Source organism: Prevotella sp. khp7 (genome assembly GCF_900109055.1).
In the GTDB taxonomy this organism is placed as follows: Bacteria; Bacteroidota; Bacteroidia; order Bacteroidales; family Bacteroidaceae; genus Prevotella.
The window spans coordinates 72,412-86,484 of record NZ_FOIV01000002.1 but is presented as its reverse complement, the minus strand read 5'-3'; the positions used below and the strand labels follow the sequence as shown (position 1 = coordinate 86,484).

General features: G+C 49.0%; 13 protein-coding genes. 11 read left to right on the top strand and 2 right to left on the bottom strand.

The window, feature by feature from the left end; genetic code table 11:
* Positions 1-8: 8 nt before the first annotated feature.
* Positions 9-590: a nicotinamide riboside transporter PnuC gene (pnuC, locus tag BMX82_RS04090; protein WP_036910480.1), complete on the top strand. Its 582-nt coding sequence runs from the start codon at positions 9-11 to the stop codon at positions 588-590.
* Positions 591-696: 106 nt separating this feature from the next.
* On the top strand, positions 697-2,193 hold the full coding sequence (locus BMX82_RS04085) for an L-fucose/L-arabinose isomerase family protein (protein ID WP_091767247.1): 1,497 nt from the start codon (positions 697-699) through the stop codon (positions 2,191-2,193).
* Positions 2,194-2,259: 66 nt separating this feature from the next.
* Here the strand turns inward: BMX82_RS04085 and BMX82_RS04080 are convergent, their stop codons facing one another.
* Positions 2,260-3,549 (bottom strand): O-acetylhomoserine aminocarboxypropyltransferase/cysteine synthase family protein, encoded by a 1,290-nt coding sequence (locus tag BMX82_RS04080; protein WP_091766381.1) that lies wholly within the window; start codon positions 3,547-3,549, stop codon positions 2,260-2,262.
* 250 nt (positions 3,550-3,799) lie between these two features.
* On the opposite strand from BMX82_RS04080, the gene BMX82_RS04075 reads away from it, so the two are divergent.
* The 6 genes from BMX82_RS04075 to BMX82_RS04050 all read left to right on the top strand — a co-directional run bounded on the left by BMX82_RS04075 (position 3,800) and on the right by BMX82_RS04050 (position 10,149).
* Positions 3,800-5,371, top strand: coding sequence for a carboxylesterase/lipase family protein (locus BMX82_RS04075; RefSeq protein ID WP_091766378.1), 1,572 nt, complete (start codon positions 3,800-3,802; stop codon positions 5,369-5,371).
* A gap of 572 nt (positions 5,372-5,943) precedes the next feature.
* Complete coding sequence (locus tag BMX82_RS04065) at positions 5,944-6,408, top strand: Lrp/AsnC family transcriptional regulator (RefSeq protein ID WP_036911576.1); 465 nt, start codon at positions 5,944-5,946, stop codon at positions 6,406-6,408.
* Positions 6,409-6,513: 105 nt separating this feature from the next.
* Positions 6,514-8,322, top strand: coding sequence for an AMP-dependent synthetase/ligase (locus tag BMX82_RS04060; RefSeq protein WP_091767244.1), 1,809 nt, complete (start codon positions 6,514-6,516; stop codon positions 8,320-8,322).
* A gap of 3 nt (positions 8,323-8,325) precedes the next feature.
* Positions 8,326-9,450 (top strand): peptide chain release factor 2, encoded by a 1,125-nt coding sequence (prfB, locus tag BMX82_RS04055; RefSeq protein ID WP_091766372.1) that lies wholly within the window; start codon positions 8,326-8,328, stop codon positions 9,448-9,450.
* A 40-nt stretch (positions 9,451-9,490) separates the two neighbouring features.
* Positions 9,491-9,649 (top strand): hypothetical protein, encoded by a 159-nt coding sequence (locus BMX82_RS12955; RefSeq protein ID WP_177172013.1) that lies wholly within the window; start codon positions 9,491-9,493, stop codon positions 9,647-9,649.
* Entirely contained in the window at positions 9,649-10,149 is a 501-nt protein-coding gene (locus BMX82_RS04050; RefSeq protein ID WP_036911580.1) for a CYTH domain-containing protein, read from the top strand. The genes BMX82_RS12955 and BMX82_RS04050 overlap by 1 nt, the downstream gene beginning before the upstream one ends.
* Here the strand turns inward: BMX82_RS04050 and BMX82_RS04045 are convergent.
* Entirely contained in the window at positions 10,109-10,504 is a 396-nt protein-coding gene (locus tag BMX82_RS04045; protein WP_036911582.1) for a VanZ family protein, read from the bottom strand. The genes BMX82_RS04050 and BMX82_RS04045 overlap by 41 nt on opposite strands.
* A gap of 73 nt (positions 10,505-10,577) precedes the next feature.
* Here BMX82_RS04045 and BMX82_RS04040 point away from each other — a divergent pair, with 73 nt between their 5' ends.
* Genes BMX82_RS04040 through BMX82_RS04030 form a run of 3 tightly spaced genes read left to right on the top strand, consistent with a single transcriptional unit; the run spans position 10,578 to position 13,996 of the window.
* Positions 10,578-11,942 (top strand): sodium-dependent transporter, encoded by a 1,365-nt coding sequence (locus BMX82_RS04040; RefSeq protein ID WP_091766369.1) that lies wholly within the window; start codon positions 10,578-10,580, stop codon positions 11,940-11,942.
* Entirely contained in the window at positions 11,943-13,295 is a 1,353-nt protein-coding gene (locus tag BMX82_RS04035) for a sodium-dependent transporter (RefSeq protein ID WP_091766366.1), read from the top strand. It abuts the gene before it with no gap.
* The gene (locus BMX82_RS04030) at positions 13,292-13,996 is read left to right on the top strand and encodes a ComEA family DNA-binding protein (RefSeq protein ID WP_091766364.1); all 705 of its coding nucleotides are present in this window, start codon (positions 13,292-13,294) and stop codon (positions 13,994-13,996) included. The genes BMX82_RS04035 and BMX82_RS04030 overlap by 4 nt, the downstream gene beginning before the upstream one ends.
* Positions 13,997-14,073: the final 77 nt, after the last annotated feature.

Sequence of the window (14,073 nt, the reverse complement as noted above, 5' to 3'; positions counted from 1 at the left end):
ATACAGACATGGAATTTCTGACAGCGCATTGGCTTGATATCGTAACGACAGTGTTGGGATTGGCATATATCCTGCTGGAATATAAAGCCAGTATTTGGATGTGGCTCGTAGGATTCCTGATGCAGTCGCTGGGCATTGTACTCTATTACCAAAAGGGGCTCTATGCTGATTGCGGCATGGAGTTCTACTATTTGGCGATGACCATCTATGGCTATTGGCGATGGATTCGGGGGTCGGCATCGAAGGAACCATTACCCATCCGTCATTTCCCTAGTCGGTTAGTGTTGCCATGGACACTACTGATTTTGGGTCTTTGGGGAATCATGTACTGGTTTCTCAATACCTTTACCGACTCTACCGTGCCGATGATCGACAGTTTCACAACGGCTTTGAGTGTTGTCGGTATCTGGGCCTTGGCACACAAGTATTTGGAGCAGTGGTTCATCTGGATAGTCGTCGACGTGTTTACCTGCGGGCTCTATTTCTATAAAGATATTCCTTTCAAGGCATCTCTTTATGGGTTGTATGTCGTCATTGCCGTGATGGGCTGGTTCAGATGGAAACGAACCATGGCAGAAGCGCAATGTTGATGATATAAAAAACTATAAAATCCGAAAACAGGTGTCTGCTTTCGGATTTTTTTTATACCTTTGCATCCGTATCAATCTAAGCATTACTTTTTAAACTCAGATGAATATGAAAAATGTACCTGTAATTAAGGTCGGAATCGTCGCCGTAAGTCGCGACTGTTTCCCTGAATCACTGGCTGTTAACCGCCGTAAGGCTGTTATTGCCAAGTATGTAGAGAAGTTCGGTAAGGATGGTATCTACGAGTGCCCTATTTGTATTGTTGAAAGCGAGATTCACGCTCAGCAGGCTCTTGAGGACGTAAAGAAGGCTGGATGTAATGCCCTCTGCGTATACCTTGGCAACTTCGGTCCTGAGATTTCTGAGACCATGATTGCTGACTGGTTCCAGGGCCCAACCATGTTCTGTGCTGCTGCTGAGGAGACTCAGAACGACCTGATCGACGGTCGTGGCGATGCTTACTGTGGTATGCTGAACGCTAGTCAGGCTTTGTCTCTGCGTAAGACTCGTGCTTACATCCCTGAGGAGCCTGTTGGCGACGCTGCTCAGTGCGCCGAGATGATTCACGAGTTCCTGCCTATCGCTCGTGCTATCGTTGGTCTGCAGAACCTGAAGATCATCAGCTTCGGTCCCCGTCCTAATAACTTCCTGGCTTGTAACGCTCCTATCCGTGCCCTCTATGATCTCGATGTTGAGATTGAGGAGAACTCAGAGCTCGACCTGCTTGAGGCTTTCCAGAAACATCAGGGCGACCCACGTATCGACGAGGTTGTAAAGGATATGGCTGCTGAACTCGGCACAGGTAACAAGATTCCTTCAGTTCTGCCTAAGCTTGCTCAGTACGAGTTGACTCTGACCGATTGGATCGAGGGTCACAAGGGCTCACGCCAGTTCGTAGCTATGGCCAACAAGTGCTGGCCTGCATTCCAGACCATGTTCGGCTTCGTACCTTGCTATGTTAACAGCCGCTTGACAGGTCGTGGTATCCCCGTAGCTTGCGAGGTTGATATCTATGGCGCTCTGTCAGAGTATATCGGAACATGTATCACCGAGGATGCTGTTACTCTGCTCGACATCAACAACTCTGTTCCTCAGGATATGTACGAGGAGAGCATCAAGGGTAAGAAGTTCGAGTGCGACACCTATACAGAGAAGGAAATCTTCATGGGCTTCCACTGTGGTAACACCGCTTCAAGCAAGGTTTGCAACTGCCAGATGTGCTTCCAGCGCATTATGGCCCGCGCTCTGCCTGTAGAGGTTACTAACGGTACTCTCGAGGGTGATCTGAAGCCAGGTAAGGCTACTGTATATCGTCTGCAGTCTACAGCCGATACCAAGCTCCGTGCTTACATCGCTCAGGGCGAGATTCTGCCAGTAGCTACACGCTCATTCGGTTCTATCGGTACCTTCGGTATCAAGAACATGAGCCGCTTCTACCGTCACGTACTCATTGAGAAGCACTACCCACATCACGCTGCTGTTATGTTCGAGCACGCTGGTAAGTACCTGTGGGAGGTCCTCAAGTACATGGGTATCCCCGTTGAGGAGATCGACTACAACTTCCCCAAGGGTGATTACTACCCAACAGAGAATCCATTCGCTTAATGCTTTGGAAACTATAAAAGAAAAGGCGCGGCCATTGGGCTGCGCCTTTATCTTTCCTTTAAATATTTAAATCTGGTCTAGAGCCTGTGACAGGTCGGCAATGATATCGTCAATATGTTCCGTTCCTATGCTGAGGCGAACCGTTGACGGAGTAATGTGCTGCTCTGCCAGTTCCTCAGGCGAGAGCTGAGAGTGTGTGGTGGTGTAGGGATGAATCACCAGGCTTTTCACGTCGGCCACGTTTGCCAGTAGTGAGAAGATCTGGAGCGCATCGATAAACTTCCAGGCCTCTTCCTGTCCGCCCTTGATCTCGAAGGTGAAGATGCTGGCGCCGCCATTGGGGAAGTATTTCTGGTAGAGTGCGTGATCGTGGTGACTCTCCAGGGCAGGGTGGTTTACTTTGGCCACTTTCGGGTGCTTGGCAAGGAAGTCGACCACCTTCAGGGCGTTCTCAACATGACGCTCTACACGCAGGCTCAGTGTCTCTACACCCTGCAACAGGATGAAGGCGTTGAATGGTGAGATGGCTGCGCCAGTATCACGCAGAATGACGGCACGGATACGAGTAACATAAGCGGCGGCACCAACTGCATCGGCGAATACGATGCCATGATAAGATGGGTCGGGTTTTGCCAATGTCGGGAACTTGTCGGGGTTGGCTTTCCAGTCGAACTTGCCACCGTCTACGATGACACCGCCGAGCGAGCTTCCGTGTCCTCCGAGGAACTTGGTGGCTGAGTGCACCACGATATCAGCGCCGTGCTCAAGGGGCCTAATTAAATAAGGTGTACCGAATGTGTTGTCAACGATGAAGGGGATGCCGTGCTTGTGGGCTACGGCAGCCACACCTTCAAGGTCGAGTACATCAGAATTCGGATTACCGAAGGTCTCAGCATATACAACCTTCGTGTTGGGTTTGATGGCTGCTTCCAGAGCTGCAAGGTCGTTCACGTTGATGATGGTGTTTGTGATGCCTTGAGTTGCTAAGGTGTGGGTAATCAAGTTATAAGAGCCGCCATAAAGATTGTCGGCTGCCACGATGTGGTCACCGGCCTGTACGATGTTTTGCAGGGCATAAGTGATGGCAGCTGCGCCGCTGGCTACAGCCAGTCCTGCTACACCACCCTCGAGGGCTGCCACACGATCCTCGAATACACCCTGAGTAGAGTTTGTCAGTCGTCCATAGATGTTGCCGGCGTCGCGCAGTCCGAAGCGGTCGGCTGCATGCTGTGAGTTATGGAATACATAGCTTGTTGTCTGATAGATGGGCACGGCACGGGCGTCGGTAGCGGGGTCGGCCTGTTCCTGACCTACATGAAGTTGCAATGTCTCAAAACGATAATTCTTTGTACTCATAATCTTTTCCTTTCTTTTAATTATTATTATTGATTTCTGGGTGCAAAGGTACGGCGTTTGGAATGAATAACCAAATTTCTTCTAAAATTCAGAATATATAGCTTTTTATTGGAATACAGTGGAGTATTATTCCGAAGATAGGGTCATAAGGGTGCCTTAACAGAATATTTCTCCAAAAAGGCCGCTATTATGACAGAAAATGCTTACCTTTGTCAGCGATTACAATAACTAATAATACATTATATATAATATGAGAAGACTTCTAACAATCGTTCTGAGCGTCTGCGCTCTTATGTTGACGGTTCATGTGCAAGGGCAGCCGCTCTTGAAAACCCATGTAGAGACAGGTGACGTTGAGGGTGTGCTTGACGGAACGCTGGCTGTGTACAAGGCCATTCCTTATGCAGCTCCCCCTGTTGGCAACCTCCGTTGGCGTGCTCCTCAGCCTGCCAAGGCCTGGGAGGGTGTGCTGAAAGCCGATAAGTTCGGTCCTTGGCCTCCTCAGCCTACACGTCCTGGACGTACGGCAGATATGATGAGCGAGGACTGCCTGTATCTGGGCATTGCCACTCCGGCTACTTCTGTCGACGACCGTCTGCCTGTGATGGTGTGGATTCACGGTGGCGGATTCCAGACGGAACATTATGGTGGCGACCTTTGGAAGCATCTCGCCCTGCGTGGCGTAGTCATTGTGAGCATCGAGTATCGTACGGGAGCCTTAGGCTTCATGGCGCATCCTGAGCTGACCAAGGAATCGAAAGACGGTCATTCGGGTAACTATGGCCTGCTCGATCAGATTTTTGCCCTTCAGTGGGTGCAGCGTAACATTGCCAACTTCGGTGGCGATCCCTCGAAGGTCACCATTTTCGGCGAGAGTGCCGGTGCCATCAGCTGTAGCATGCTGTGTGCTTCTCCGCTGGCTAAGGGTCTCTTCCGTGCAGCCATCAGTCAGAGCGGAGGTTCGTTTGCCCCTTGGAGCGATAAGCCGCGCGCCTTGGGCCTGGATGCCTCACAGAAAGGGGCAGAACAGCAGGGACTGGCATTCCAGAAGCATCTTGGGAAGAAGTCGCTGAAGGAGTTGCGCAAGATGGATGCTATGTCGCTCTGCGACGGCAACGTGGGCTTCTCGGGCTTCTGGCCTTGTGTGGACGGCTATGTGATTTGCGACGACCAGTATCGCCTCTATGAGCGTGGTGAGTATAACGATGTGCCAGTCATCGTGATGACCAACTCCGACGAGGGCGCTCTCTTTGCTCCTGGCAATATGACGGCAGAGAACTATCAGAAGTCTGTTAAAGGCATCTTCGGTTCGTGGGCCGACGAGGCGCTGAAGTTCTATCCTGGCACTACCGACGAAGAGGCTTGGCACGGCTTTGGCGACGCCTTCCGCGATATGGGCTTCGCATGGCCCTCATATGCTTGGGTAAGTCTGCAGAGCAAGACGGGCAAGAGTCCTGCCTATGCTGCCTTCCTCGCACAGCCCTCAGAGCGTAGCTTCTCTGGCGATCCCCGTCGTGTGGGCGTGGCTCATGCTGATGATATCATGTATCTGAATGGCGAGTTCCTCACCCAGCCCGACAAGTATCCCGCTGAGGCTGCTGTGGCTGAGATTATCCAGCAATACTGGGTGAACTTTGCCAAGACCTGTAATCCCAATGGCAAGGGCCTGCCTTACTGGCCTGCGTTCGACGAGTCGAAACCCACCACGATGCAGTTCTCAAACGGTGCCTCGCTCATCATGCGCCCCAATCGTGAACAGATTGATTTCATCGACCGCTACTATAAAGCTAAGCGCGAGGAGACGGAAGGTCAGCGCAGATAGTTAAAGCGTATAAAAGAAAGAATATTACAAATCGGCTCTCAAAACTCACGTCTTTGTCAGCAAGCCGCCCTTTGGCCGCAAATACGCGAGTTTTGAGCCGTTTTTGTAAGTTGTTGAGAACGTGAGCGTTATAGAAAAGCTCCATTTCCACCCCTCGTTCAGACGTCATCTTTCGGAACAAAACAACTTGTTTTGTTCCCGAAGAGACTATCTCCATCCCTTGTGGAGACTACTTGAGCGCGCATAAAACAACTTGTTTTACACAAAAAGGGGTAGACTTTACGCCGAGTAAACCCTAAGTTTACTACCGACAAACCCCAAGTTTCATTACGATAAACCCATAGTTAGTCGTAATGAAACTCTAAAAGCGCTTTCCGCTGCTCTAGATTGAGCTGGTGGAGAGGTGCTTTTTTAGGCATGTTTTCTTTACAATGCGAAAGTCAGTGGAATGTTGGTAATGGGCGTTTTATATCCTTAATGCCAGCATGAGGAGATTTTTTTTCTGTTATTCTTGCATATTTCGCAAGAAAGTCCTAACTTTGCAGTGTGTAAAGAGAAATAATGACTAAGTTATGGCAGACGTATTAGATGAAACCGACTTGCAGATACTGAAGACGCTGCAAAGGAATGCAAAACTGACGACCAAGGAACTGGCCGACACCGTGCATCTGACACCAACCCCTGTGTTTGAGCGCCAGAAGCGGTTGGAGCGCCAAGGGTATATCAAGAAGTATGTGGCCATTCTCGACCCAGAGAAACTAGACCAGGGGCTGCTCGTGTTCTGCAAAGTGAAACTGCAGCAGATTAACCACGACATGGCTAATGCCTTCACCCGCAGAATCATGCGCCTCCCGGAGGTGACGGAGTGCTATAACACCTCGGGTTCGTACGACTATCTGTTGAAGGTAAGGGCTCGCGACATGAAGCAGTATCAGGAGTTTGTGCTTAACAAGTTGGGCGACGTGGGTAACATCAGCGCCATCGAGAGCACTTTCGTGATGAGCGAAGTGAAGCAGAACTACGGCATCAATATCTGACGCCAGCACGTCATCGTTTTCGTGGAATAAGGCATCTTTTCCACAATATAATTTGGCTATCTAAGCTATTTTACGTAATTTTGCACCGAATTAGAGAAGATGATTATGCAGACAAGAAGTCATTTATCACGATTGATTCACGATCAGGCCATGAAGTATGGCAACCGTGAGGCGCTGATCTATAAGGATTTTGGCGGCACACAATGGAAGTCGATGTCGTGGAATCAGTTCTCAGCCACGGTCAAGCAAGTGTCTAATGCCATGCTCAACCTGGGCGTCAAGGTGCAGGAGAACATTGGTGTGTTCTCGCAGAACTCTGTGCAGTACCTGTTCTGCGACTTCGGTGCATGGGGCATCAGGGCTGTCACTATACCTTTCTATGCCACAAGCTCTGAACAGCAGATACAGTTCATGGTCAGCGATGCCAAGATCCGTTTCCTCTTCGTGGGTGAGCAGGAGCAGTATGACAAGGCCCTTCGTGTGGCAACGATGTGCCAGACGCTGGAGCGTATCATCGTGTTCGACAGAACCGTCAGGATATCGGAGCACGACGTGAACGCTGTTTACTTCGATGACTTCCTGAAGCTGGGCGAGAACAATCCCCGTCAGTCGGAGGTAGAGCAGTTGCAGGCCTCGGCTTCGATGGATGATATTGCCAACATCCTTTATACCAGTGGAACCACCGGTGACTCTAAGGGCGTTATCCTGACCTGTGGCCAGTACCATGCCGCTATGATTGCTAATGACAAATGCGTGCCGGTAGGAGAGGAAGACCGTGTGCTGAACTTCCTGCCATTTACCCATATCTTCGAGAAGGGCTGGAAAATCCTGTGTCTGACGGAAGGTGCCACGCTGATAGTGAATACCTATCCGCAGGAGGTGCAGCAGTCGATGAAGGAGACACATCCCACCTGTATGTCGAGCGTTCCCCGTTTCTGGGAGAAGGTGTATATGGGTGTGCAGGAGCAGATCGAGAAGGCCAACCCTGCTAAGCGCAAGTTGTTCCGCCATGCCGAGAAGGTAGGTAAGAGACATAATATCGACTATATCTCAAAGGGTAAGCGCCCGCCTTTGACGCTTCATCTGGAGTATGAGATGCTCAATAAGACGGTGTTCTCTCTGGTTCGCAAGGAGCTGGGACTTGAGAACGCCCACTTCTTCCCCACGGCAGGTGCCACGGTGAATCCCAAGGTCGAGGAGTTCGTACATGCCATCGGTATCAATATGATTGTGGGCTACGGCTTGACGGAGAGTCTGGCTACCGTTAGTTGTAATCATCTTGGCGAGCCGTATACCGTAGGTGGAGTAGGAATCCCCATCGAGGGCATCGACATCAAAATCAGCGATGAGGGCGAAGTGCTCTTGAAGGGCCCCACCATTACTCGTGGCTATTATAACCGCGACGACCTGACAAAGGCTGCCTTTACAGACGACGGATACTTCAAGACAGGCGACTCTGGCTATCTGAAAGGAGGCGAACTGTTCCTGAAGGAACGTATCAAGGACCTTTATAAGACGTCAAATGGTAAGTATATTGCGCCTCAGATGATTGAGTCGAAACTGCTTGTTGATAAGTATATCGACCAGATCGCTATCATCGCCGACCAGCGGAAGTTCGTGTCGGCTCTGATTATCCCAGTCTATCCGTTGCTGGAGGAGTATGCTCGTGAGCATCGTATCGCTTTTGAGAACCGTGAGCAGTTGTGTGCCAATCCCCAGATTTACGAGATGATGAAGGAACGCATAGACACTTTACAGCAGCAGCTGGCTCATTACGAGCAGGTGAAGCGTTTCACTTTGCTGCCTCATCACTTCTCAATGGAGAGGGGCGAACTCACGAATACGCTGAAGATTAAACGCCGAGTGCTGAACGTAAATTATGCGAAGGAAATCGACGCTATGTATGCTGAATAGAATATGATTACGCAAGACCAACTGAAAGATGTATTAGAACGTGCAGATGCACTGCACCGTTATCTTGAGATAGATAAGAAGAAGATAGAGTACGAGGAGGAAGATCTTCGTACGCAGGCTCCTGACTTCTGGGAAGACCGTCAGCGAGCAGAAGAACAGATGAAGAAAGTGAAGGGTATCAAGAAGTGGCTCGATGGTTATAAAGAGGTTCGCACCCTTGCCGACGAGTTGCAGCTGGCCTTCGACTTCTATAAAGACGAGATGGTGACTGAGGAAGAGGTGGATGAGAACTACGCCAAAGCCATTAAGGCCATTGAGGAACTTGAATTGAAGAACATGCTCCGTCAGAAAGAAGACCCTATGGACGCAGTGCTGAAGATTAATTCTGGCGCTGGTGGTACCGAGGCTCAGGACTGGGCTTCGATGCTGATGCGTATGTATATGCGCTGGGCTGAGGCTCATGGCTATAAGGTGTCGATCTCGAACATCCTTGATGGCGATGATGCCGGCATCAAGAGTGTCACTATGCAGATAGAGGGTGGCGATTATGCCTACGGCTATCTTAAGAGCGAGAATGGTGTGCATCGTCTGGTGCGTGTCAGTCCGTTTAATGCTCAGGGCAAGCGTATGACGTCGTTCGCTTCTGTCTTTGTATCTCCCCTGGTCGACGATACCATCGAGGTCTATGTCGATCCTGCCAAGCTTTCATGGGATACGTTCCGTAGCTCTGGCGCTGGTGGTCAGAATGTTAATAAGGTGGAGTCGGGTGTCCGTTTGCGCTATTGGTATACCGACCCTGATACTGGTGAAGAAGAGGAAATCCTGATTGAGAATACTGAAACCCGCGACCAGCCGAAGAATAAGGAGCGCGCTCTGACTTTGCTTCGCTCACAGCTCTACGACCGCGCCATGCAGAAACGCCTGGAAGCTCAAGCGAAGATTGAGGCAGGTAAGAAGAAGATCGAGTGGGGTAGTCAGATTCGAAGCTACGTGTTCGATGACCGTCGTGTCAAAGACCACCGCACCAACTATCAGACAACAGATGTTGATGGCGTGATGGATGGTAAGATCGATGATTTCATCAAGGCTTACCTGATGGAGTTCCCCGTCAATGATGATGAGCAATAGAAAACAAACAACAAGAATAACAATAAAAACATTTTGAATTATGGCACAGATTGCAAAAGCATCAAAGAGCACCCAGAAAAAGGTGGCTTATCAGAAGAAGCAGGAACAAGGCGGTAAGAAAGTACTCGAATGGATTTTCGGTGTATTGGTAGTTCTCGCCGTTCTGTTTGTCGTCTACTCTATCTTCATCGTATCTTAATGAGCGGACTGGAGATAGAACGAAAGTTTCTGGTTCGTAACGATGATTACAAGCGACAGGCTTTCAGTAGCAGTCGCATCTGTCAAGGTTATATCTGTAGTGGTCACGGTCGTACCGTTAGGGTGCGTATCCGTGACAACCGCGGATATCTGACTATTAAGGGACCTTCGAATGCCGATGGACTGAGTCGCTATGAGTTCGAGAAGGAGATAACCCTCGAGGAGGCAACCCAGTTGATGAAACTCTGCGAACCCGGCAGCATCGATAAGACCCGCTATCTCGTAAAAAGTGGCTCGCATACTTTCGAGGTTGATGAGTTCTATGGCGAGAATGAGGGACTGGTGATGGCTGAGGTAGAACTGCAGTCAGAAGATGAACCCTTTGAAAAGCCAGACTTCATTGGTCGTGAGGTGACTGGCGACCGCCGTTACTATAACGCACACCTGTTGAAGAACCCTTTCACCGCTTGGGGGAAAGGCGAAGAATCAGCAGACCGATAAGCGCGGCAATAGTTACCCCAGTGGCGTTGGCGGCAAAGTCAAGCCAGTCGCCGCTGCGGTGTCCGCCCGTGCAATATTCCTGTAATAGTTCTATGATGCCACTCATGATGATAGGCATCAGCCATGCCCAGAAGAAAAGTTTCTCATAATCAGGCTTATTGTGCTTGACAGTATACTCTATCCATAAAATGGTGAAGGTCCCGCCGTACATGACGAAGTGTACCCATTTATCAATGAACCTAACGTTATCGAGTGGTGTCTCCGGGAAAAACGGAACGAGCGAAAGAATCCAGATTGCCAGAATAAACACATCCGAAAAGGGGTATCTCTTTACTAAATGAAACAAAAAACTCATATTTACTTGCGATTTAGGCGCAAAATTAAGAAATAATTTATACTTTTGCAAACGAAAGATGAGAAAAGTTAATATGTCAAAGTTAGAAAGGGCCAGTTTCGGTAGCAAACTTGGCGTTATTCTGGCAACTGCAGGTTCGGCTGTGGGGTTAGGGAATATTTGGCGCTTCCCCTATATGACAGGTCAGAATGGCGGTGCTGTGTTTATCATTATATATATCTTCTGTATTTTGCTCCTTGGCATCCCTTGCATGATTAGTGAGTTTATCATCGGTCGTCACGGGCAGGCAAACACGGCTAGGGCGTTCCGCAAGATGTCAGGAGGTTCCATATGGTCGGTTATCGGCTATATGGGCGTTTTAACGGGATTCCTCATCTCCAGTTATTATGCAGTGGTTTCGGGCTGGTGCTTAGAGTATATATGGGCATCGCTGATGGGTAAGTTGCAGGGTGATCCTGAATATATCAGCAACTATTTTGTGACTTTTTCGCAAGACCCGGTAAAGCCAGTATTCTGGACGTTTCTTATTCTGTTTGCCACTTATATGATTATCGCCCATGGTGTGCGTGATGGTATTGAGCGGGCTTCAAAGCTCATGATGCCCACCTTATTTATACTATTATTGATTATCGTGGCTGCCTCATGCATGCTGCCTGATGCCCAGAAAGGTATCGAATTTCTGTTCAAGCCTGATATGTCAAAGGTAAATGGTGATGTGTTCTTAGCGGCTCTTGGCCAATCGTTCTATTCTCTGAGTATTGCTATGGGCTGTATCTGTACGTATGCCAGCTACTTCTCAAAGCAAACCAATCTGGCTGGTTCGGCTATACAGATAGGAATCATCGACTTCTTAGTAGCTCTGCTCGCGGGATTGGTTATTTTTCCTGCTGCGTTTTCTGTTGGCGTCAATCCAGACAGCGGCCCTTCGCTGATATTCATCACCCTGCCTAATGTGTTTCAGCAGGCTTTCGGTGGTATCTCCAGCCTTGGCTATATCATTGCCGTCTTGTTCTATATCCTTCTGTCGATGGCAGCCCTAACTTCACTGATGTCGCTTCATGAAGTGAGCACGGCATTCCTTGAAGAGGAGATGGGAACTACTCGTAAGCGCGCAGCGCTGGCTGTGGCGGTGTGCTGTATCATCCTTGGGATCTTCTGCTCATTATCATTGGGCTCGCTGAGTGGGTTCCGTTTGTTTGGCATGACGCTCTTCGATTTGTTTGATTTCGTCACAGGACAGTTGTTCTTGCCAATGGTGGGCTTCCTTACCTGCATATTCCTTGGTTGGTTTGTGCCCCATAAGATTGTTCGCGATGAGTTCACTAACATGGGAACGCTTGATAATGGCCGGCTGTTTCATCTCTATCTTTTCTTGGTGAAGTATGTATGTCCTATCTGCATTCTCTTTATCTTCCTACATCAATTCGGACTGCTGTAAATGACGAAGAGAGGTACATTTGGTAGTAGGCTTGCCATCGTTTTGGCAACTGCTGGTTCTGCGGTAGGGTTAGGCAACATCTGGCGCTTCCCGTTTATGACGGGACAGAATGGCGGTGCTGCTTTTATTCTTGTTTATTTTGCCTGTGTGCTGCTTCTGGGTATCCCTGGCATGGTGAGTGAGTTCGTCGTAGGTCGTCATGCCCAGACCAATGCCGCACGTGCCTATGCTACTATGGGAGGTCGGCCATGGCGATTTGTTGGCTATCTGGGTATTCTTACCTCAACCATAATTCTGGGTTTCTATGCCGTGGTGGCGGGCTGGTGCCTTCAGTATTTGTATGCATCCATTGCTGGACAACTGGTTGGCGATCCTGCCTATGTGGTAGATTACTTTAAACAGTTCAGTGGCTCCCCTGTTAAACCATGTCTTTGGGCAGTAGCCTTTGTCTTGATTACCCATCTGGTGGTGGCTCAGGGGGTGGAGAAGGGGATTGAACGCGCTTCTAAGCTTCTCATGCCCTTGCTTCTGGTGCTTCTGCTCATTCTGGTGGTGGCCTCCTGCTTGTTGCCTGGTGCCTCTGCGGGTATTGAGTTCTTGTTGAAACCGGATTTCTCGAAGGTGAGCAGTGATGTGTTTCTGGAAGCTTTAGGGCAGGCATTCTTCTCATTAAGTCTTGGAACTGCTTGTCTTTGTACCTATGCTTCATACTTTAAGCGTGATACTAATCTGCTGCACTCAGCTACACAGATTGCTTTACTCGATTCTGGCATCGCTATCCTGGCTGGTCTCATGATATTCCCTGCGGCTTTCTCTGTCGGTGTGCAACCTGATAGTGGTCCTTCGCTTATTTTTATTACCTTGCCTAATGTATTTCAGCAAGCCTTTGCTTCTATGCCTGTGGTTGGTTATGTCATTGCCATTCTGTTTTATGCCTTGTTGGTGTTTGCTGCTCTGACGTCTACCATTTCCATGCATGAGATAGGTACGGCCTTCTTTCATGAAGAGCTTCATCTGCCTCGTCGGCGAGCTGCTTGGGTGTTAACTGTTGTTTGTTCGCTGATTGCTGTATTCTGTTCACTGTCAGTGGGAGCTTATAGCCATTTACGACTCTTCGGTATGTCACTACTTGACTTCTGCGATTTTCTGACCGCCCAGTTGATGCTGCCGTCTGGCGCTTTCCTCACGAGTATTATGCTAGGTTGGTTCGTAAATCGTAAGTTGGTGCAGGATGAGTTCACCAATGGCGGCGTGCTTAAGGAAACATTCTTCAGGGCGTGGTATTTCTCCATCCGATATGTCGTACCCGTTTGTATAGTCCTGATATTCCTCCATCAGTTTGGCGTGTTATGATTCGTGAGTTCTTCTATCTGCAGAAGTCTGATCGCAAAGTTATTCTTTCCGCGCTTTGCGTCATGCTGATTGCTTTTGGAATCATTATTTTCACGGGTAGGGCTGAGAAGGATACCAATACCTTTTCTTCCGCTGACACCATCAGAAAAGAAAAAGAACATCAGGCTTACAAACAACGGTATAAGCAGCATCCACAGATGGTTTATGTACGTACCAAGGTGGTTTATCGCGATACGGCTTTCCGTCGTGGGCATGCGCTGAGCAACCGAGAACATGACTCGCTAGTAGCCCGTTATCAGATAAAGATCAGCGAGGGCGAACATGTTATTTTAAATACAGCCGACACTGCCGCACTCAAGACTGTTCCTGGCATTGGGCCATATTTTGCCCGCAAGATTGTACAATACGGACAACGTCTGGGTGGTTATGTCAGTGTCGACCAACTCGATGAAATCGAGGATTTTCCTTTAGATGCCAAAGACTATCTGGTTGTCCAAAATGCTTCGCCGCGAAAACTAAACATCAACCAGTTGAGCCTGAACGAACTCAAGCGCCATCCCTATATCAACTTCTATCAGGCACGAGCTATCACAGACTACCGTCGTCTGCATGGCCCCATTAAATCACTCTACGATTTGAAATTGTCGAAAGACTTTCCTCAGGAGGCCATCAACCGTCTGTTGCCCTATGTTGCGTACTGATTTGTTAATAAATCATAGCGAATGCTTGATTTACCGAGATTTCTTTGTATATTTGCAGAATAAACTAAAAAACTAAA

Coding starts and splice junctions, on each gene's coding strand:
- pnuC (WP_036910480.1), top strand. CDS start 9: ATGGAATTTCTGACAGCGCATTGGCTTGATATCGTAACGACAGTGTTG.
- BMX82_RS04035 (WP_091766366.1), top strand. CDS start 11,943: ATGACGAAGAGAGGTACATTTGGTAGTAGGCTTGCCATCGTTTTGGCA.
- BMX82_RS12955 (WP_177172013.1), top strand. CDS start 9,491: ATGGCACAGATTGCAAAAGCATCAAAGAGCACCCAGAAAAAGGTGGCT.
- BMX82_RS04080 (WP_091766381.1), bottom strand. CDS start 3,549: ATGAGTACAAAGAATTATCGTTTTGAGACATTGCAACTTCATGTAGGT.
- BMX82_RS04060 (WP_091767244.1), top strand. CDS start 6,514: ATGCAGACAAGAAGTCATTTATCACGATTGATTCACGATCAGGCCATG.
- BMX82_RS04040 (WP_091766369.1), top strand. CDS start 10,578: ATGTCAAAGTTAGAAAGGGCCAGTTTCGGTAGCAAACTTGGCGTTATT.
- BMX82_RS04050 (WP_036911580.1), top strand. CDS start 9,649: ATGAGCGGACTGGAGATAGAACGAAAGTTTCTGGTTCGTAACGATGAT.
- BMX82_RS04030 (WP_091766364.1), top strand. CDS start 13,292: ATGATTCGTGAGTTCTTCTATCTGCAGAAGTCTGATCGCAAAGTTATT.
- BMX82_RS04045 (WP_036911582.1), bottom strand. CDS start 10,504: ATGAGTTTTTTGTTTCATTTAGTAAAGAGATACCCCTTTTCGGATGTG.
- prfB (WP_091766372.1), top strand. CDS start 8,326: ATGATTACGCAAGACCAACTGAAAGATGTATTAGAACGTGCAGATGCA.
- BMX82_RS04075 (WP_091766378.1), top strand. CDS start 3,800: ATGAGAAGACTTCTAACAATCGTTCTGAGCGTCTGCGCTCTTATGTTG.
- BMX82_RS04085 (WP_091767247.1), top strand. CDS start 697: ATGAAAAATGTACCTGTAATTAAGGTCGGAATCGTCGCCGTAAGTCGC.
- BMX82_RS04065 (WP_036911576.1), top strand. CDS start 5,944: ATGGCAGACGTATTAGATGAAACCGACTTGCAGATACTGAAGACGCTG.